The sequence below is a fragment of the Providencia sp. genome (assembly GCF_040396775.1).
In the GTDB taxonomy this organism is placed as follows: domain Bacteria; phylum Pseudomonadota; class Gammaproteobacteria; order Enterobacterales; family Enterobacteriaceae; genus Providencia.
Window position 1 is genome coordinate 13,664 of record NZ_JBEBNT010000025.1, and the last position, 20,299, is coordinate 33,962.

At 42.1% G+C, this 20,299-nt stretch carries 17 protein-coding genes; 10 read left to right on the plus strand and 7 right to left on the minus strand.

The features are described from left to right. Window positions 1-21: 21 nt before the first annotated feature. Entirely contained in the window at window positions 22-456 is a 435-nt protein-coding gene (uspA, locus tag ABWP91_RS18300) for a universal stress protein UspA (protein ID WP_219245245.1), read from the minus strand. Between the two features lie 445 nt (window positions 457-901). Here uspA and uspB point away from each other — a divergent pair, with 445 nt between their 5' ends. Then, entirely contained in the window at window positions 902-1,237 is a 336-nt protein-coding gene (uspB, locus tag ABWP91_RS18305; protein ID WP_353244446.1) for a universal stress protein UspB, read from the plus strand. A gap of 122 nt (window positions 1,238-1,359) precedes the next feature. Here uspB and pitA read toward each other — a convergent pair whose 3' ends face one another. Then, a complete protein-coding gene (pitA, locus tag ABWP91_RS18310; RefSeq protein WP_353244447.1) occupies window positions 1,360-2,850 on the minus strand; it encodes an inorganic phosphate transporter PitA in 1,491 nt (496 codons plus the stop codon). 376 nt (window positions 2,851-3,226) lie between these two features. Here pitA and ABWP91_RS18315 point away from each other — a divergent pair, with 376 nt between their 5' ends. Together ABWP91_RS18315 and ABWP91_RS18320 are read left to right on the plus strand one after the other, a co-directional pair. After that, window positions 3,227-4,426, plus strand: a complete 1,200-nt coding sequence (locus ABWP91_RS18315; protein ID WP_353244448.1) for a BaiN/RdsA family NAD(P)/FAD-dependent oxidoreductase — start codon at window positions 3,227-3,229, stop codon at window positions 4,424-4,426. Between the two features lie 508 nt (window positions 4,427-4,934). Beyond that, window positions 4,935-5,633 carry a pirin family protein gene (locus ABWP91_RS18320; protein ID WP_353244449.1) on the plus strand — a complete coding sequence of 233 codons (699 nt, stop codon included), beginning with the start codon at window positions 4,935-4,937 and terminating at the stop codon, window positions 5,631-5,633. 227 nt (window positions 5,634-5,860) lie between these two features. Here the strand turns inward: ABWP91_RS18320 and pckA are convergent, their stop codons facing one another. The 4 genes from pckA to ABWP91_RS18340 form a co-directional block, all read right to left on the minus strand. Continuing rightward, the gene (pckA, locus tag ABWP91_RS18325) at window positions 5,861-7,480 is read right to left on the minus strand and encodes a phosphoenolpyruvate carboxykinase (ATP) (protein ID WP_353244450.1); all 1,620 of its coding nucleotides are present in this window, start codon (window positions 7,478-7,480) and stop codon (window positions 5,861-5,863) included. Window positions 7,481-7,683: 203 nt separating this feature from the next. After that, entirely contained in the window at window positions 7,684-8,556 is an 873-nt protein-coding gene (hslO, locus tag ABWP91_RS18330; RefSeq protein WP_353244451.1) for an Hsp33 family molecular chaperone HslO, read from the minus strand. A gap of 36 nt (window positions 8,557-8,592) precedes the next feature. Beyond that, the gene (gene hslR, locus ABWP91_RS18335; protein ID WP_353244452.1) at window positions 8,593-9,006 is read right to left on the minus strand and encodes a ribosome-associated heat shock protein Hsp15; all 414 of its coding nucleotides are present in this window, start codon (window positions 9,004-9,006) and stop codon (window positions 8,593-8,595) included. A gap of 62 nt (window positions 9,007-9,068) precedes the next feature. After that, a complete protein-coding gene (locus ABWP91_RS18340; protein WP_353244453.1) occupies window positions 9,069-11,168 on the minus strand; it encodes an IgaA/UmoB family intracellular growth attenuator in 2,100 nt (699 codons plus the stop codon). 324 nt (window positions 11,169-11,492) lie between these two features. Between ABWP91_RS18340 and nudE the strand changes: the two genes are divergently transcribed. Beyond that, the gene (gene nudE, locus ABWP91_RS18345) at window positions 11,493-12,044 is read left to right on the plus strand and encodes an ADP compounds hydrolase NudE (protein ID WP_353244454.1); all 552 of its coding nucleotides are present in this window, start codon (window positions 11,493-11,495) and stop codon (window positions 12,042-12,044) included. Between the two features lie 161 nt (window positions 12,045-12,205). On the opposite strand, the gene mrcA is transcribed toward nudE, so the two are convergent. Beyond that, window positions 12,206-14,722: a peptidoglycan glycosyltransferase/peptidoglycan DD-transpeptidase MrcA gene (mrcA, locus tag ABWP91_RS18350; RefSeq protein WP_353244455.1), complete on the minus strand. Its 2,517-nt coding sequence runs from the start codon at window positions 14,720-14,722 to the stop codon at window positions 12,206-12,208. Window positions 14,723-14,838: 116 nt separating this feature from the next. Here mrcA and pilM point away from each other — a divergent pair, with 116 nt between their 5' ends. The 6 genes from pilM (at window position 14,839) to aroB (ending at window position 20,034) form a co-directional block, all read left to right on the plus strand. Further along, window positions 14,839-15,720, plus strand: coding sequence for a pilus assembly protein PilM (pilM, locus tag ABWP91_RS18355; RefSeq protein WP_353244456.1), 882 nt, complete (start codon window positions 14,839-14,841; stop codon window positions 15,718-15,720). Between the two features lie 170 nt (window positions 15,721-15,890). Further along, window positions 15,891-16,277: a PilN domain-containing protein gene (locus tag ABWP91_RS18360; RefSeq protein WP_353244457.1), complete on the plus strand. Its 387-nt coding sequence runs from the start codon at window positions 15,891-15,893 to the stop codon at window positions 16,275-16,277. Further along, window positions 16,270-16,821, plus strand: coding sequence for a hypothetical protein (locus ABWP91_RS18365; RefSeq protein ID WP_353244458.1), 552 nt, complete (start codon window positions 16,270-16,272; stop codon window positions 16,819-16,821). Before ABWP91_RS18360 ends, ABWP91_RS18365 begins: the two co-directional genes overlap by 8 nt. Continuing rightward, window positions 16,814-17,869 carry a secretin GspD/PilQ domain-containing protein gene (locus tag ABWP91_RS18370; protein ID WP_353244459.1) on the plus strand — a complete coding sequence of 352 codons (1,056 nt, stop codon included), beginning with the start codon at window positions 16,814-16,816 and terminating at the stop codon, window positions 17,867-17,869. The genes ABWP91_RS18365 and ABWP91_RS18370 overlap by 8 nt, the downstream gene beginning before the upstream one ends. A gap of 507 nt (window positions 17,870-18,376) precedes the next feature. Next, window positions 18,377-18,898 (plus strand): shikimate kinase AroK, encoded by a 522-nt coding sequence (gene aroK, locus ABWP91_RS18375; RefSeq protein ID WP_047756505.1) that lies wholly within the window; start codon window positions 18,377-18,379, stop codon window positions 18,896-18,898. A 47-nt stretch (window positions 18,899-18,945) separates the two neighbouring features. Then, the gene (gene aroB, locus ABWP91_RS18380; RefSeq protein WP_353244460.1) at window positions 18,946-20,034 is read left to right on the plus strand and encodes a 3-dehydroquinate synthase; all 1,089 of its coding nucleotides are present in this window, start codon (window positions 18,946-18,948) and stop codon (window positions 20,032-20,034) included. Window positions 20,035-20,299 lie beyond the last annotated feature (265 nt).

Genomic DNA, 20,299 nt, shown 5'->3' on the forward strand with positions numbered 1-20,299 from the left:
TTTCAAATCTAGGAAGATGGATTATTCTTCGTCGTCATTTAACGGAACAATCAACATATCCACATGAACTGTATTGATTAACTGACGTGCAGATGACATCAGCTTACTCCAGAAATCTTGGTGATGACCGCAGACCACTAAGTCCATGTCATATTTTTTAATCGCATCAACCAATACTTGGCCGAGATCACCGCTACCACTTAAGGTTTCTTGCATTTCATAACCTGCACCTGCGGCTAAGTCTTTCAGTGCATTACGCGTTTCATCAGTGATACGCTGCTGCATGTCACCTAGATTGACATCGATAAGGCCGGTGTACAGGTCTGAATAGTTAACATCAACATGGATCATGGAGACTTTGGCACCGTAAGGTTTTGCCATAGAGACAGCCTTATCCAGTAATACTTTACTTTCAGGTGATAAATCTACCGCAACAAGAATATGTTTGTAAGCCATAAGTAAACTCCTTCCGAATGCTGATTAATCCAGTGGTTATGCCTTCACCACATCTTAATAATACTATACCTGCTAATTGTGATAATTAAGTGTTGTGTTGATCACATCTAAGCAGATTAACCTTAAAATCATAAGCGTCTATAACATTTTATAAAACAATAACATCATTCATTCAATATTAATATATTCACCTAAACAATTCGAGTTATGGCTACACTTTCACAGAAAAAAACAACATAATTTCACGCTAAAGTGTGATATCCAATGATAAGGAGCAATAAAGTATTTTTTTCAATAGAAACAAAAAGTAATCAAAAATTTGTGGGAGTTGCACTTTTTTTAAGCGGTTATTTATCCTACAATGAAATGACTGAGTATAAATAAAATATCTTGCTGTATTTCCTTTTTGACAAGTGCTGTGAGCTGGGTTTCTAAGGAGGGGATTATGTTCAGTATGATTGCTTTATTTTGGGCACTCTGCATTTTATGCATCTTAAACATGATGCGTTATTTTTCATCTATTCGCGTTTTATTGTCTATTTTGCGGGATTCAGATCCGCTACTCTACCAATCTGTTGATGGAAATGGTTTTTTTACTACCCATGGCCAACTGAACAAACAACTTCGGCTTGTCCGATACATCAATAACAAACAGTATCTTGAGCATTATGACCCTGAAGTCATTGCCCGTTGTGAGCGAATTCGTAAGCAGTTTATGACGATAAGCCGGCTGAGTATTCTTGTTGTCGTCAGCTTAGTTTATTTGTTAATAACAGGCTAGCAGGCTTTCTTGAGGCAAAAAAATAGTGATGACCTTACGATCATCACTATTTGGTATTTTTATATCGCTGTGTTCATGTCACTTTCGACGGCTTCACAACGGTGAAGCCAAGTGAAGTGCTGTTAGATAAACAGCAGAGATAGCCAGTACAACCCACCAGATAAGACAATTGACACTGGTAAAGTCAGTAACCATGCTAGCGCAATACTTTTGATTGTTTTAGTCTGTACACCACCACCATCAACAACCATGGTCCCAGCCACTGCTGAAGATAATACTTGGGTTGTTGAAACTGGCATTCCGGTATAACTCGCCACACCAATCGACACTGCCGCTGTTACCTGTGCAGAAACACCTTGTGCGTAGGTCATGCCTTTCTTACCGATTTTCTCACCGATAGTGACCGCAACACGCTGCCAACCAAACATGGTGCCTAAAGACAGGGCTAAAGCAACTGCAATAATGATCCACAAAGGTGCATACTCAACGGTATACAGCAGGTCATTACTGAGTTTTTTCAGTAAGCTTGCATCTTTTGAGCTCGTTTCTGGTAATTTCGCGACCGCATTCGCCGTATCAGAGATACACATCAATAAACGGCGTGCATGGTTACGTTGGTCAGGCGTTAGCTCTTCGTAGCTCTGAATGCCATTTAGCATCGTCTGAGCTTGATTTAAAATTGCACCTGTACGTGAACTATCGCAATGGAATTCCCCACCTGGCTCAGTGCTACTTTCAGCAACTGCAGGGGCATTTTCTATCGCATGGTTTAACGCAGGTTTATGTGTTTCATAGTATTGTTGCAGGTGGACGACAGCGTCATGTGTTCTCGCGATGTCATAACCGTTCGAGTTCATATTCATGACGAAACCTGCTGGTGCAACACCAATCAGCACAAGCATGATAAGACCGATACCTTTCTGGCCATCGTTCGCACCGTGCGAGAAACTAACACCAACCGCAGACAAAATCAGCGCGGTACGGGTCCAGAATGGTGGCTTGCGCTTACCATCTTTTTTCTCACGTTCTGCAGGTGTTAAGTGAATACGGCGACGTTTCTTTGTTCCGCTCCAATAACGGCGTAAAAAGAAAATCATCAAACCGGCAATCACGAAACCGATCGCTGGAGAAAGAATTAACGACATGAAAATACTGATCATTTTCGGTATATTCAAGGCGTCAACCACTGATGAATCTGTCACTATCGCGTTGGTTAAACCCACCCCGATAATGGCACCAATCAGTGTATGGGAACTGGACGCGGGGATACCTAAGTACCACGTTCCGAGGTTCCAAATAATTGCAGCCAGTAGCAATGAGAAGACCATTGCAAGGCCGTGAGCAGAGCTCACATTAAGCAAGAGGTCTGTTGGTAAGAGGTGGACAATCGCGTAGGCAACGCTCAACCCTCCCAGCAAGACACCAAAAAAGTTAAAAACCCCTGCCATGACAACTGCGAACTGTGCCCGCATTGCTCTGGTATAAATAACCGTTGCTACCGCGTTAGCGGTGTCATGGAAGCCATTTATAGCCTCATAGACCAGCACAAATAACAGTGCTAGAACTAATAATAGACCTGTATGAAATTCTAAACCTGTAAAAAGATGTAGCATAGACGTTAAGCCATTATATGTTGGACATGAACGCGGCGCATTATCAGTGACAAACGCTGGCGGTGGAAGCAAAATCTAACCTTTTTTTGATTTAACTACCCATCAAAAAAGTACCTCATAGCAATTACTCCATATATTTCAATGCATTAATCAAAACAAACTTATTCTGAATTTTTGAAACTTTTTTGCCGATATTTCCCGAAAATAAAAGTTATTTGCTCTTTTTGAGCGAATTTTTCTAATTATAATACGTCTTACACACTTTTCATCCGATCTCGCTCGAAGCTTTACATTACAACTATCTCAAGATGACGTAAAATAACCACATTCATAATGTAATTATGCTGAAAATCAAATAGCTATAGAGAAACTAACCGTGAAAAATATCGACGTTATTATTTTAGGTGCAGGTGCCGCGGGGCTATTTTGTGCCTCACTCGCAGGTAAACGCGGACTGAACACCCTCGTCCTTGATAACGGCAAAAAATTAGGCAGAAAAATATTGATGTCCGGAGGTGGGCGCTGCAATTTCACGAATATGTACGCTGAGCACAGCAACTATATTTCCACAAATTCCCATTTTTGTAAGTCAGCACTTGCTCGCTATACACAATGGGATTTTATCGGCTTAGTCACCAAATATAATATTCCTTATCATGAAAAAACCTTAGGGCAACTTTTTTGTGACAACAGTGCGCAAGATATCGTCGATATGTTGCAAAATGAGTGTGATTTGCCGAACGTTTCAATCAAACTTCGCAGTGAAGTCACTGATGTCGAAAAAACGCCAGAGGGCTTTCTTGTCACGGTGAATGGAAGCCAAGTAAGTGCTCGCTCACTGGTTGTCGCAACGGGTGGCTTATCGATGCCAGGCCTTGGCGCCACACCCTTTGGTTACCGCTTAGCAGAGCAATTTGGCCACTCGATTATTCCAACCCGTGCTGGCCTTGTCCCATTTACACTGCATAAACCGCTTTTAGAAGCGCTGCAAGTACTTTCAGGGATCTCTGTCGCGGCAACCGTGACAGCGGCTGACGGGACGCTATTTAAAGAAAATATTCTCTTTACCCACCGCGGCCTCTCTGGCCCTGCTATCTTGCAGATTTCTAGTTATTGGAACCCCGGAGAGTATGTGAGTATTAACTTACTTCCTAACCTTTCACTGAGTGATTTTTTAGCGGCAGAAAAACAAGAGCACCCGAATCAATCTTTAAAAAACACCCTCGCAAAATTATTACCTAAGCGGTTAATTGAAATCATGCAAGCACAAGGGCAAATCCCTGAATGCGCCCTAAAGCAATTGAATCACCCACAAATTGAAGCGCTGCATAACACGCTACATGCTTGGCAAGTCCAACCCAACGGGACGGAAGGCTACCGCACTGCGGAAGTCACTTTAGGGGGTGTTGATACCCATGAGATATCATCGAAAACAATGGGTTCACTGAAAACCGAAGGGTTATATTTTATTGGTGAGGTCGTCGATGTCACCGGCTGGCTAGGCGGTTATAACTTCCAATGGGCTTGGAGCTCTGCCGCAGCGTGTGCCGAAAGTCTACCCATTAACCATAATTAACTTAAGGTTAATCAATATTAGCGATGTTTCTTTGTTTGCATCCTTTTAACCAAATATTTCTTAATCCATTGAAAAATAATGGTTAATATTTAATTTCATAGAAATCATATAATTGCAGTTTTAATTATAAGATATATTATTTTGGTTAAAAATAATGCTTTACAAACGATAGTGATAACTATTATCATTATCATCACTTCCTCGATATGGTTACTTAGTCACCTATTGTAGGGAGTACGACATTGCTCACATTGCTTCCAGTGTTTACTTTAGCCAGCCTTGCGCTGGCTATTTTTTTATCTGTCCCCCCACCCGTTAACTAACTAAAACTCTCCCTACTTAATTCCCCTCTATTTTCTTCACTTATCTTAAACCTACTTGTTCAAATTTTTTGGATCCTATGGTTAATGGCAGCTACTTTTCTCTTTTAGCAAAACGGTTAAACTGTCAGCAATTGATTTAGAGAGAAGTTCAACCACGGTTGGGTATCCAACTAGGAGATAACACGATGATCTATTTACGCAAAGCAAATGAACGTGGTCATGCTAACCATGGTTGGCTTGATAGCTGGCACACTTTTTCATTCTCTAGCTACTATGATGAAAAGTTTATGGGTTTTTCGGCTCTGAGAGTAATTAACGAAGACTTTATCGCTGCAGGTCAGGGTTTTGGCACTCACCCCCATAAAGACATGGAGATTTTGACCTATGTACTTAATGGTGCCGTCGAGCACAAAGACAGCATGGGCAATATGGAGCAAATTCCCGCAGGTGAATTCCAAATTATGAGTGCAGGTACAGGTATTCGCCACTCAGAGTACAACCCGAACAGTGATAAAGAGCTGCATCTGTACCAAATTTGGATCATTCCTGAAAAAACAGGCATTGAGCCACGTTATGAGCAAAAACGCTTTGATTCACTCGATGGTAAACAATTGGTTCTGTCACCAGACGCCCGTGACGGTTCACTGAAAGTGTATCAAGACATGGAATTATGGCGCTGGGCATTGCCTGCAAACGATGTACAAACCCACGAGATTGCCGAAAAACGTGTGGTGTGGGTTCAAGTCGTCAAAGGCACCGTTGAAATTAACGGCCAAAAAGCCTCTACCAGTGATGGTTTAGCGATTTGGGAAGAAGCTAGCTTAACCATCAAGGCGGATGAAGACAGCGAGATCCTGTTATTTGACCTGCCTTCTGCTGAGTAATCACCAACAAGAAAGGCGCTACACTGTAGCGCCTTCGGACAGCCGCCAAACCGGTAAGGTTTGGTGGCTGGTTAGATAAGTTATTGGAAATAAATTAGGAAAATCAACTTATTGATTTTCGCCTAATAACAAAAAGCAGGAAAAACCACGTTTTATCCTGCTTTTTCAACGACTTCAAGGCGCTACACTGTAGCGTCTTTCTCTACAACACAAAACGCATTAGCCAATTACTGTTTTGGACCTGCTTTCACTAAAGCAGCACCTGCTGGCGTGTCTGTGTATTTATCGAAGTTATTCACGAAACGGTTCGCTAAATCCTTCGCCTTCTCATCCCACTGCGCTTTATCTGCATAAGTATTACGTGGGTCGAGGATATTGGTATCCACGCCTGGTAATGCTGTAGGGACTTCTAAATCGAAGACTGGCAGCTTAATGGTATCGGCTTTTTCGATGTCGCCACTTAAGATTGCATCAATGATGGCGCGGGTATCTTTAATGGAGATACGTTTACCTGTTCCGTTCCAACCTGTGTTCACTAAGTACGCTTTCGCACCCGCTGCTTCCATACGCTTAACTAATACTTCTGCGTATTGTGTTGGATGCAGTGATAAGAATGCTGCGCCAAAACACGCTGAGAACGTAGGCGTTGGCTCAGTCACACCACGCTCTGTACCCGCTAATTTCGCGGTGAAACCAGACAGGAAGTGGTACTGAGTTTGCTCAGGGGTCAAACGAGAAACGGGTGGTAACACACCAAATGCATCTGCCGTCAGGAAGATAACTTTTGTTGCATGGCCTGCTTTAGAGACTGGTTTTACAATGTTCTCAATGTGATAGATTGGGTAAGAAACACGGGTATTTTCCGTTTTCGAACCATCATTGAAATCAACAGTACCGTCTGCTAATACCATGACGTTTTCAAGTAATGCATCACGCTTGATTGCGCCGTAGATGTCTGGCTCAGCTTCTTTAGATAGGTTGATAGTTTTTGCGTAGCAACCACCTTCGAAGTTAAATACGCCGTCATCATCCCAGCCGTGCTCATCATCACCGATTAACTTACGTTTTGGATCGGTAGACAGCGTGGTTTTACCCGTGCCTGATAAGCCGAAGAAAATCGCAACATCACCTTTTTCGCCAACGTTAGCTGAACAGTGCATAGAAGCGATGCCTTTTAATGGCAGCAGGTAGTTCATCATTGAGAACATACCTTTTTTCATTTCGCCGCCGTACCAAGAGCCACCAATTAACTGCATACGCTCAGTTAAGTTGAACGCTACAAAGTTTTCTGAATTCAGACCTTGTGCTTTCCAGTTCGGGTTCGTGCATTTTGCACCGTTCATCACGATAAAATCAGGTTCAAAGCCAACTAACTCTTCATCAGATGGACGAATGAACATGTTTTTAACGAAGTGCGCTTGCCATGCGACTTCTGTGATAAAGCGGACTTTCAGACGTGTATCTGCGTTTGCACCACAGAATGCATCAATGATAAACAAACGTTTGCCAGACAGTTGCTCTGTCACAATGTGCTTTAAATCAGCCCACACTTCTTGTGACATCGGTTTGTTATCGTTCTTACCTTTACCTTGGTCTGCCCACCAGACAGTATCGCGAGTGACATCATCACGAACGATATATTTGTCTTTTGGTGAACGACCCGTAAAAATACCTGTATCTACCGCAACCGCACCTAATGTGGTGACCGTGCCACGTTCATAACCTTCAAGTCCTGGCTTAGTTTCTTCCGTGAATAATAGCTCGTAACTTGGGTTATAAACCACTTCAGCTACATCATGAATACCGTACTTTTCAAGTTCCTTCAGGGTAATGCTTTTAGCGCTCATTATATTGCTCCTGGTAAACATAACTAATCTGCAGATGATCATAATTCTTTACGACTAATTAACAGCGATAGTTATCAAAGAATTGAAAATGTATAATTTTTTTTAATCCATAATGAGACTTAGAGCACGTAATAATGCTTTAAAATTATAAAAAAAAGGTGCAGAATTGCACCCTTGTCACATAATTAGGTTGCTAAATCGTATCAGTGAAGTTGCTGATTTCGCTCATCATTTAACCCTTCAATATCGGATTCAATAAATACGTAGTGTGAGCCACAAAATTCACACTCCATATCAATTTTTCCATCTTTGTGCAAAATATCGATAACATCTTCCTTCGGCAAAGTTGCTAATGTGCTTTCACAACGTTCCCTTGAACAGGTGCAACGAAATTCCACCGATTGCGGGTCATATAATGTGACATCTTCTTCATGATAAAGACGGTGTAAGACCTCTTTAACACCCAGTGTGCTCAGTTCTTGGCCTTTAATCGTTGCCGTCAGTTGCACGAGATGGTCAAAGAAATCGTGGCTATTCTCATCCGCAGCAGGTAAAACTTGCAGTAACATCCCACCCGCACTCATTTTGCCATCAACTTCACCCACACGAATAAATAAACGCGTTGGCAGCTGCTCTGATTGGCGGAAATACGCATCGATACTTTCTTCGATGGAATTACCCTCAATCGCCACAATCCCTTGATAACGCTCACCTTGGCTAGGGGTGATAGTGATCACCATAAAACCATCGCCAATCATTTGGTTCAGCGTGCTGCCTGCAACAACGGGGCCATCAACACGCGCAACACCGCGCATTTGTTGTAGGTTATTGCCGTTAATAACGGCCATTTTAACGGGGCCATCACCTTGAATTTGAACGGTAATATCACCATCAAACTTCAACGTCGCCGTTAATAAGCTAGTAGCAACAAGCAGCTCGCCCAACAAGCCTTTGACTGCGACAGGGTAGTCATGATTTTCTAAAATCTGCTCGTAGGTCTCATCGACACTAATCATTTCCCCACGGACGGAATGCTGTTCAAACAGAAAACGGTGGAGTTGGTCTTGTTTTGACATAATCTCTCTCTATTACTCGGGCGGTTGCTCAGGCCATCATTCAGATGACTCATGAGAATTCGTTTGTTTAAATTTTAGCAAAGTTCGTCGCTCTTTTTTATCTGGACGACGCTCTGGATGAGGCATGGTTAACGCATTCATTTTGCGCGCTAACGCTATTTTCTCACGATGTTCGATACTTTCGGCAGTTTCACGGTAAAGTAATTGCGCTTCGGGCGCACCTTTGCGCTGGCTACTGATTTCAAGGATCTCAATCGTCCGCTCATCATTCCCCTGCCTCAGCTTCACCAATGCATGGAGCTCGACGATTTTCCCAGGCTTAGTCCTTTGTCCGTTATAATGGACTTTGCCTCCATCAATCATTTCACGTGCCATGGAACGCGTTTTATAAAAACGCGCAGCCCAAAGCCATTTATCGAGGCGAACAGGTTCTATAGATGGTTGATTCATGGTGCCTCCTCATAATCAGTCTGAATCAAACTCAATGAGGCTCCCACCATTGTTGGGTAATGCTAATGACGATTGGAAGGGTTATTAGCCTCAAAGCATTTATCGTAATACCGCGTGATATTACGGAGTCGCTTCTTATTATTCAAAATGCGGAACACAATTAGCGAACCATTTAGTAACGCACAAAAGATAAGAAAGAAAACAAAAAGCGTACTACAGACATACTGAGAGACAATATCTTCGTTTGGCTCTTCGTGTAACACGATATGCAGTGTGCCGTTAGCATCCGTTGATAAATTAGTGACAATCCCTTCTACACTAAAGGGGGTATTGCTTAACAGGTTTGATAAACGATGGAGCTCTTTCCAACGTTCCAACGGTGTTAACTCGTTAAAATTAAAAGATGACCCCACCATTAAATCTACCAGAGGCTTGTTTTCATCACTGACAAACAACACACCACCAGGGGGAGGACTATTAATTTTACGCACTTCTTTGTCTATTTCTTTCCTGATAAAGTCATATGTGGTGTCTTCAACGATGTTTTCCAAGGCCTCAGCACTTCCTGCACGTAATAAAACATGCGCACCACTTAATTTCCCCGATGACGCTTTGCTCACTAATGTCGACCATTCATCTGTGCTACCGAGGTTTGTCAGCGCATTTTTGAGTTTTGGACAAGCGTTATCATCCTGACACAACTTGTTTGCTTGCATAATGATGGCCGAAAAATCAAAGATAATATTCATTCCGGATTTCATAATATCGCGCTGCAACCTTGGGTTCACACCAATCGCGTTTTTATCCGGATGTAATTGACTTTTCACAGTATTGAGCAAAGATATCGATAGATCGGCAATCTCAGATTGCGGCTCTGTCGACAAGCTGATGTTATTCCAATAAATACCTGAGCAATCAAATGGAACAAATTGCGCCTGATTGGCGTCATCTAAATTCGGTGGGCGATAGCACATCCCCTTACCTTGGGCTGTTAGAGTGTCACCCACATTAAGCTTATGAGAAATAAGCTCCGTCACTTGTGTCACATTAATTTTTTGTGTTCCACCAAACCAAGCAAAACCCAATTTAATGGGCAGACTCATGGATTGGTACGAAAATACCAGCGCAATCACCAATAATGCACCGATGAACATCAAGATATTTTTTTTGTAACGCTTGTAAGGGTAATAGCGTTCTTCTTCGTGTAAAGACAGGTACTGCCCATAGCGAACGACTTCCCCAGTTGGGTAAAAGTCGATATTAACGGGTTTATCTGATTCGTATTTTAAATATTCTTCCCAATGTGGCGGGTAATGTAAATCTGTACCGCCAACAGAAGCACTCGTGGAGTATTTTTTATCGAGTTCACCGTATAATTCCCAACGCTTAGGCTGCCCATAAATACATTGAATATCTTGGTATTTACGAGGAAACATTTTTGAACGAAAGAGAACCAGCGTACCGATAATAAAAACCAGCACAGCACTAATGAGCCCCCACCCTTGCAAAATCCGAATAGAAACTAACGTGAGATAACCTAATAAAAAACTTAAACAAATCAACCCAGCGCCTAACCACCCTGTGGAATTGTGTAGGCGGTGTTCCTCCTGTGTTTCCTGACGAACACGTAATAACTCAACATTATGTTGCCCACGCTCCTGAATAGCGGCCTCAGGCAACGTTGCAGCCGATGCCAAGTTACCACGCCATTCATTACTAAAATCCCTCAATGAATGACTATTCATAGACACAATCAATGGAAGATGGTCAGTTTCGACTATTTCCATCACATTTTGCCGCTGTAGATACGGCTCAAGCTGGGATGGAAGCTGTACTTCGATCGTGTCGATAAAATAACGCCAGCTATTCCCTTGTTCTTGGCGCAGATTAAAACGCGTGACAGAATGGCAGACAGTAGCAATTGTCGAATTCCGCTTAATTTGCCACGGTTTTTGTGAAGGTGTATTTGACGTTGAAGTGCAATAATTTAAATACTGAGTGATTGTTTGGTAGTCTGAATCAATCATTTTGCGAAAGGAAGGTGAGGCTACCGAAGGTATCTGATAGACACCAGAATGCCGCCCCCGCCTGAAATACAGGAAGGAAGCCATTATAGTTAGGCTAATAACAATTATAGCCGTTATAATGACATGGTTTAACATTGTTTCCCCAACAAAAAATGAATAAGAAAAGCATAGCAATCCTACTGCTTTCTCAAAATAAGCCGATTCCTATTCTATTTATAGTTTTTGTTTTAATTTACAATATGTTGTAAAAAAATATTTTATTTATTTATCTGTGCTATTGTTGTGTAAGAATAAGCAAACAGTATTTTACCTACTCAGTCATCTCTATCATTTTTTTTTGATATAGGTCATAGTGACACAATGATGTCAAAATACTGGCAACGCCAAGTAAAAGTACCACATAAATAAATGAAACATGCTTTTAGCAATAGGTTTCACCCATCTTGTTTGGAAATCGTTATGACAGAGCTAAAAAAACCTAAAATCTTGAATGTTCAAGATGTTGCTCAATCAAAATTATTCAGTATTCAGTCAGTTGACCTCGAATTCAGCAACGGTGAAAAACGAGTCTATGAAAGAATGCGCCCTGCAAAACGCGAAGCGGTTCTCATCATTCCTATTATCAATGACCACCTCATTCTGATACGCGAATATGCCGTTGGGATTGAAAACTACGAACTCGGTTTCCCTAAAGGGGCTATCGACCCTGGCGAAATTGCGTTAGAAGCCGCACAGCGTGAGCTCAAAGAAGAGATTGGCTATGGCGCAAACCGCATTCTTCAGCTCGCTAAACTGACGATGTCACCATCATATTTTTCTAGCAAAATGAACATCTTAGTAGCACAAGACCTTTATAGCGAAAAGCTTGAAGGCGATGAGCCTGAACCACTGCAACAAGTTAAGTGGCCAATTGCACGCATGATGGAACTGCTAGAGCATCCAGACTTCAATGAAGCGAGAAATATTAGCGCACTTTTCTACTTAGAACGTTACTTAAAAAGTAGTAAGTAGTATCACTTGCCGATGTATTTTATATAAGTCGCGTTTTTTTTCTATACCAATTCTTAGCTTAAGAAGCTATTTTACACTCTTTTAATGTGTTTTATCATAAAAAAACACCCCATGTTTTGATAACAATGGGGTGCTCATCAAGATATTGCTAAATGTATTTTTTAGAACAGTTCTTGGCTAGAGCCGCCTTCTGTAGAAATGGTGGTTCCCACTTCTTGTACAGAATACTCTTTAGGTTCAGTCCCTTCGATAAAATACTCACGGCGTGAAGAGCCTAACTTACCTGTACGGCTGTCAATCGATACAGAGATAACCCCTTTAGGTGGTTTCATCGTTTTCACTGGAACGCCAGCAAGGATTGATTTCATAAAATCATCCCACATCGGCTGAGCACTTTTCGCCCCCGCTTCACCGCGACCAAGTGTCCGTTTATTATCATCAAAACCTATCCACGCGGACGCCACTACATCTGGGCCATATCCTGAGAACCATGCATCTTTTGAGCTATTGGTAGTTCCTGTTTTACCACCAATATCACGACGACCGCCTAAATCCCTTGCTGCGCGCCACCCCGTTCCTGACCAACCTGGTTCACCATAAATATTCGTCATCATGGCATCACGAATTAAGAAGGCAAGCGGCGTACCAATCACATGAGGCGCATACTGGGGCTCTGAACTCACATTTTCGTCACCCGAGGTTGCCACTTCCATGGTTGGCTCTTGATTCATAACGCTATGGCCAGATTGTGTGACTTCCTCTGTTGATTCATCATCAATCCCTTTCATTTCGATAGTACGTTCCGTATCACCGTAAACGACTGGAATATTTGTACAATCAGGACATGCTAGCTTAGGATTCGCTTCAAAAATCACTTCATCATTGTGATTTTCAATTTTTAAAATATAGTACGGATCAACGAGATACCCGCCATTAACCATAACCGCATAACCACGCACCATTTGCATCGGTGTAAATGACGGAGCCCCCAATGCTAATGCCTCCGTGCGGTTAATATTTTCACGAGGGAAGCCAAAACGCATCAAGTAATCAGCCGCGTAATCGACTCCCATGGCTCTCATTGCACGAACCATTACCACGTTTTTCGACTGTCCTAATCCTTGACGAAGGCGAATTGGGCCATCATAGCGGGGAGGCGAGTTTTTCGGGCGCCAGTCAGAACCTGCACCTGCATCCCAGCGGCTAATTGGCACGTCATTGAGCAAAGAAGATAGCGTAAGCCCTTTGTCCATCGCGGCGGTATACAAGAACGGTTTAATATTCGAGCCCACTTGGCGCAATGATTGCGTCACACGGTTAAACTCGCTCATATTAAAATCAAAGCCACCCACCAGCGCGATAATCGCACCATCATTAGGGTTAAGTGCAACAAAAGCGGCGTTTACATCAGGAACTTGTCCCAGCCACCAATTGTCTTTCACTTTACGTACCCAAATTTGCTCACCCGCTTGAACAACCGCATTCACCGCTCTTGGTGACGCACCTTGTTGGGTATCCGAAATGAACTTACGTGCCCAACGTACACCGGTCATCGTAATATCAATTTTTGAACCATCCGCCAACATAACATTCGCTTCAGAGCCCGTTGCTGATAGCACAACCGCTGGCATAAGTGGCCCATAAACAGGGGATTTCTTCAATTTTTCAATAATTTTTTCAGATGCCCACGCCGTTTCACTTGGCTTCCACAACATTTCTGCGGGGCCACGGTAACCATGGCGAGTATCGTAGTCAATCAAATTATTGCGAACTGCATCAGTTGCAGCTTCCTGATCTTTACGGATCACCGTGGTATACACTTTGTAACCATCGGTATATGCATCTTCACCGTATTTATCATACAGTGTTTGACGCGCCATCTCGGCGAGATAAGGCGCAGAGAAATCTATCTTTGGCGCATGGTAAGACGCGACAATTTTTTCATTTCTTGCTTGCTCATACTGGTCTTTTGTAATGTACTTTTCTTCCAACATACGAGAAAGCACAACATTACGACGATTCACAGCACGATCATAAGAATATAACGGGTTAAATGTTGAGGGGGCTTTTGGTAGCCCTGCAATCATAGCCATCTCACTCAATGTGAGCTCATTCACCGTTTTCCCGAAATAAACATAAGCTGCTGCGCCAACCCCATAAGCACGGTTACCCAAATAAATTTTATTTAGGTACAGCTCCATGATCTCATCTTTCGAAAAAAGCTGCTCGATGCGAATCGCTAAGAATGCTTCTTTGGCTTTACGCATTAAGGTTTTTTCAGGACTTAAATAGAAGTTTCTCGCCAACTGCTGAGTGATGGTACTCGCCCCTTGGGACGCGTGACCGGATGACGCCATCACCGATACAGCACGGAAAATACCAATTGGATCAATACCATGGTGGTCATAAAAGCGGCTATCTTCTGTCGCGATAAATGCTTTCACCATTAGCGGTGGAATCTCGGCCAATGGAAGAGGAATACGCCGTTTTTCGCCATATTGGGCGATCAACTCGTTATCAGCGCTATATACCTGCATTGGAATTTGCAGACGAATGTCTTTCATGGTTGCAACGTCAGGTAACTCACCTTCGACATATTTATACATGCCATAAATCGAGGCGGTTCCCAAAAAAATGCAACAGAAAACAAGAATAAAAAAATATTTTACGAACTTCACCGGAAAATTCCCATGCTCGGCTAACAAGAGGGTTTAGATATCACTAGCACATAGTATAAAGCTTATACAGCACAATAGAAAACGTAATTTAATTGCTAATGATAAGGAAATTAACTATGTACACATCAAAATGGCACATTGGGATCGATATCTATCAAAATAAAATTCAGTTAGTTGCCACGAAACGACGCCGAAAATACTGGTCTTTATGTGAATGTTGGCAACAACAACTTCCTTTCGAAATAACGGATAATTCAGATCCAGAACAACACCAAATTCTACTGAAACTTTTAATACAGTGGCGTCAGAAATTACCGAAAAACTGTGCTGTTTCTATCGCCTTACCCGCTGTTCGTACATTAAAACAACAACTTTCATTGCCAAAGCAAATCCACCTTCAACAACCTGAGCTGGGCTGGTATCTACAATCACAAACGGAAAAATGCTTTCCAATGGATGTTCATGAGCTCACCATTGACTACCGCGTAATAGACCAGCAAGTTTATCTCAATGGGGCTCGAAAAGCGGACATCGCCTTTTGGCAAAACCTGTTAGCACAAAGCGGGTTTAATTTATTGGCGATTGATGTTGCCCCTGTCGCCCTACGCTACGTTGCTCGCTATTGTGGGTTACCTGACGAATGCTGGCTTGTTCATTATAGACAAGGTGAATGGTTATGGTCAGGCCCAATTAGCCTGCCTGCAAATTATAACCATGTTACTGACAATGAGATAACAACGCTTTCACAGCTTTTACCCCATCTAAAAACCGAGGAGCACACCGCAGCTTTACCCATTTACCTCATTACCGATCATCCAAATATAGCCCAACCTCTCAATGCTGCAAATCCACGAACTGACCATACCCACCATCTTCAATGGCAATCACACCAATGGGAATTACGGCAAGCTTTTCAACACCATAATCTAAAACTTCCGCACCAATTAGGCGACTTTGTTATAGCCGCAGGTCTAGCGCTTCGACATCGGGATATTTAAAAATGAAAATTGCAAACCCATATCAAGTGAATTTTTTACCTTGGCGACAACAGGAAATGATGAGAAAGAAGCGTGAATTTTTCCTCTTCACCTGTGCATTATGTTGCTCCACGCTTGCTACTTGTTGTTTTTTATATGTATTTCAAAAAATTGAGATTGAGAGCAAACAAATGTCGCTGTATAGCACACAAGAAAAACACCAGATAATTCAACAACTCAGCCAGAAAAGAGCACATCAACAGGCTCAATTAAACCAGCTAATTGAAAAACAAAATAAACATAAAGCTATCGAGCAAAACAACCGAGCCCTACTGACTTTGCTGCATAGCTTACCGACAATCACGCCATCAAAAAGCTGGCTGACCTCTTTTCAGTTGATAAATGATCAACTTGATATCAAAGCCAATAGCTATGACATCCAAAATATGGCGCTTTTGAGCCAGCAACTGGCAGACCAAAAAAATTTAAGTGAGGTTCAATTAAAACAACTCAGCCGAAACCAGCAATTAAACCGCCTACATATCGCTGCAAAACACCAAGGAGAGGCAAATGAATGAGACATTTCATGCCTTTTGGTATCGTCCATTTTGGCTGAAAACCTTACCCATCATTGCCTTTATTGGAGTGATTCTATTCGTAGGCTACTTTTTCTATTGGGAAAAGTCTTCAATACAACTTATTGAATTAGAAAATGAAATAACAAGTTTGTCTGACTACATTCAAAAAGAAGAACAACGCATTCAGCAGCTTCCGCCAATAAGCCAATTAGCACAACAAATTGAACACCTTGAACAATATGCGGTATCCGATAACCGCCCTCTGGCACTATTTTCGCATTTCAATACCCTCATCAACCAATCTGCCGTTACGCTCAATAAGCTTCAACCTATAAAGAATAACGAAGGTTATTTTATGGAAGTACAAGGAGGTTTTGCCGATATTTATCATTTTATTCAACAGCTAATCGCCTCCCCCTCACCCCCTATATGGCATTACTCAGAGGTCACGCTTGGTCAGAAAAAAAATACCTTAGTTGCCTCAATAACACTGTCATCAATCATTCATTCAACCGCTATCAAGGATGAAAATAGCCATGAATAACATTTTAATCTCTGTCGTAATGCGAATAACCACTATTTTAGCATTAACGTTTAGCACTGCTTTTGCAGAGCAAATTCGCGACCCTTTTGTGCCTTTGTTACCCATAGAAGAAAATATTCCCCCTCCTGCCATAAATCACACTTTACCTTTGGATACCAATAACGAGGTTTGGATTGAGAAAATTTTCAAATTAGTCTCAATAAAAGCACAAGAGGTTCAACACTTACTCGGACAACCCGAGGTCGCGTTATTGTCACCAAAAGCGACCATCCGTCACGAAGCGACAACAAATAGCGTGATCATCAAAGATAGCCAAGAACGTCTCACACTTATTGAAGACTGGATAAAACAGAAAGATTTACCTCAACAACAGGTTCAGATTACCGCACATATTATTAGCAGTAGCAAAACAGCGCTACAAGAGTTAGGCCTTGAATGGGGATTACAAGCAGGCAACACAACACACAACCGACTTAACCGCTATAATCGTTATCACTCTGCGCCAGGGCAATTTTCATTCAACGTCTTAAAATTGAGTGAAGGATTGCTCGAGATGAAGCTCAATGCGTTAGAAAAAGAAAATTTATTGTCCATTATTGCCAGCCCACGGTTAATGGCTTCACATCAACAACCCGCCAGTATCCAGCAAGGTACTGAAATTCCTTATGTCACCAGCAGTGAAAAAAAGACCCACGTACAATTTAAAGATGCGGTCTTAGGCATGGATGTGACCCCCACGATCATCCGTGATGAAAAAGTAGAGTTAAATCTAAAAATTAGCCATAACTCGCCAGATACCGCCCTCACCAGCAGCCAAAATCACCATTTAGCGATAAACAAACAAGAAATCGCCACCTCCGTCACCATTAAAAATAATGAGACGCTGATATTGGGTGGAATTTTTCAGCAAAAACAAGAAAAAACACAAACCGGCATTCCCTTCCTTTCTCAAGTCCCTCTTTTAGGGGCATTGTTTACAAATAGTGCGGAACATGTCGATAGGCGGGTTCTGGTGGTTTTTATTACACCAAAACTAATCAATATTTAGTATGAGCAAAATAACACCTATACTTCAACTAGTTGAATAGACAATAAGACAAAGAGCGCAAAAAAAAAATTTTTTTATGCCATAAACCTACCGGATAAATTTGACGCTGACGTCGTTTTAGCATACAAGGTTATCCATTGAATGTTCTAACTATCCTTAGATTAAAGAACAAGCTGTCAGTCGCTTATAAAACAGCCACAATTATTTTGCTCTACAATTAACAGAAATTATATGCTCACTCATGATATTCTAAACCTGTTAAAGACCATGCTAAACAAAGCATTAGGCAATAACGACGGCTCAAATATAGAAACCTGTAATTTAAAATGTGGCACTTTGTTCGCTTAGTGCCACATTTATATAGTTGCAATCCTAGTTGATGTGTTGAGATAATTTTCCTATCTGATCTCACATCATCACTAATGAGGTTTCAGTTTAGGTCCCGCTGCTAATTTTTTATTGGCGGGGCGGGTTCATTAACGAATAATCGTAGTAATACCAAAAAACATGGCAGAGAAACGCAATATCTTTCTGGTTGGACCGATGGGTGCTGGAAAAAGCACTATTGGCCGTCAGTTGGCACAACAGCTTAATATGGAGTTTTTCGACTCTGATCACGAGATAGAAAAACGCACCGGCGCGGATGTCGGCTGGGTATTCGACCTTGAAGGCGAAGAAGGCTTTCGTGATCGCGAAGAAAAAATCATCAATGAACTCACTGAGAAACAAGGCATTGTATTAGCGACGGGTGGCGGTTCTGTTAAATCCAAAGAAACCCGCAACCGCTTATCAGCTCGCGGTGTCGTTGTGTATCTCGAAACCACAATTGAGAAACAGCTTTCTCGTACGCAGCGTGATAAAAAACGACCACTGTTACAGGTTGATGAACCTGCACGTGAAGTACTCGAGAAGTTAGCTGACGAACGCAATCCGATGTATGAAGAAATTGCTGATATTACCATTCATACGGATGAACAAAGCGCTAAAGTCGTTGCTAGCCAGATCATCGAAATGCTAGAAAAAAACTAATTTATCATCGTGTTATTTTGTCAGTAATGAATTCAAGGTAGAACAAGATGGAAAAGGTCACCGTTACGCTGGACGAACGCAGTTATCCAATCAATATTGCCCCTGGGTTATATAACCAAACAGGTGCATTTTGGCCATTAGCTGCGGGTCAACGAGCAATGATAGTGACGAACGAAACACTGGCACCCATTTATCTTGAGAAGATAAAATGTGTTCTTGAAGCGTCTGGTGTCAAAGTGGATTCCATCACCCTACCCGATGGTGAACAGTATAAGTCATTGTTTATTATGAATGATGTATTTACTGCATTACTTGAAAAACATCATAACCGCGATACTACCCTCATCGCTCTTGGTGGGGGAGTTATCGGTGATTTAACGGGTTTCGCCGCTGCAAGTTATCAACGTGGCGTTCGCTTTATTCAGGTTCCAACCACATTACTATCTCAAGTGGATTCTTCTGTTGGTGGTAAAACCGCTGTCAATCATCCATTAGGGAAAAATATGATTGGGGCATTTTACCAGCCCGCATCTGTTGTCATCGACCTCGATTGCTTAAAAACACTCCCACCAAGAGAACTGGCGTCTGGCCTTGCTGAAGTCATTAAATATGGCATCATCCTTGATGGCGAATTTTTTACGTGGTTGGAAAACAATATTGATGCACTGGTTGCTTTAGATAACCAAGCAATGGCTTATTGCATCCGCCGTTGCTGTGAGCTTAAAGCGCAAGTCGTCGCTGCCGATGAAAAAGAAACCAGCGGACTCCGAGCATTACTTAACCTAGGCCATACCTTCGGTCATGCTATCGAAGCGCATATGGGTTACGGTGTCTGGCTGCATGGTGAAGCTGTCGCAGCGGGTATGGTCATGGCGGCTAAAACCGCGGAATTGATTGGTCAATTCACACCAGCGCAAACACAACGCGTTATTGCACTATTAGAACGCGCCTCACTCCCAGTCAACGGCCCTTCACAAATGAAGCCGGACGATTATCTACCACATATGATGCGTGATAAAAAAGTGATGGGTGGAAAACTACATTTAATTCTACCAACCACTATCGGGCACTCAGAAATGCGTTCAGATCTTGATTCGCAAACGGTCATTGCCGCAATAACATCCTGTACGCCATAAAATTATGGCAAAATGGCCTTGTGCATCGCCAAAAATAAAGAAAATGCCTAATTTATACCGGTGTTTTAAAATGTTACTGGTAGATGCAGTTCAAAGCCGTTAAATTATACGGTATGCCTACGCCTCTATACGAACTTCAAAAAAGCATACAAAAAAATACCATTCGGGTTAGCATGGTATCGTGAAAGAATCTATGCTTTAAAAGTGAGCAACAAAGCTCTATTTGGTCGTTAACAGGCTGTACTGATAAGAGACATTTTATCTC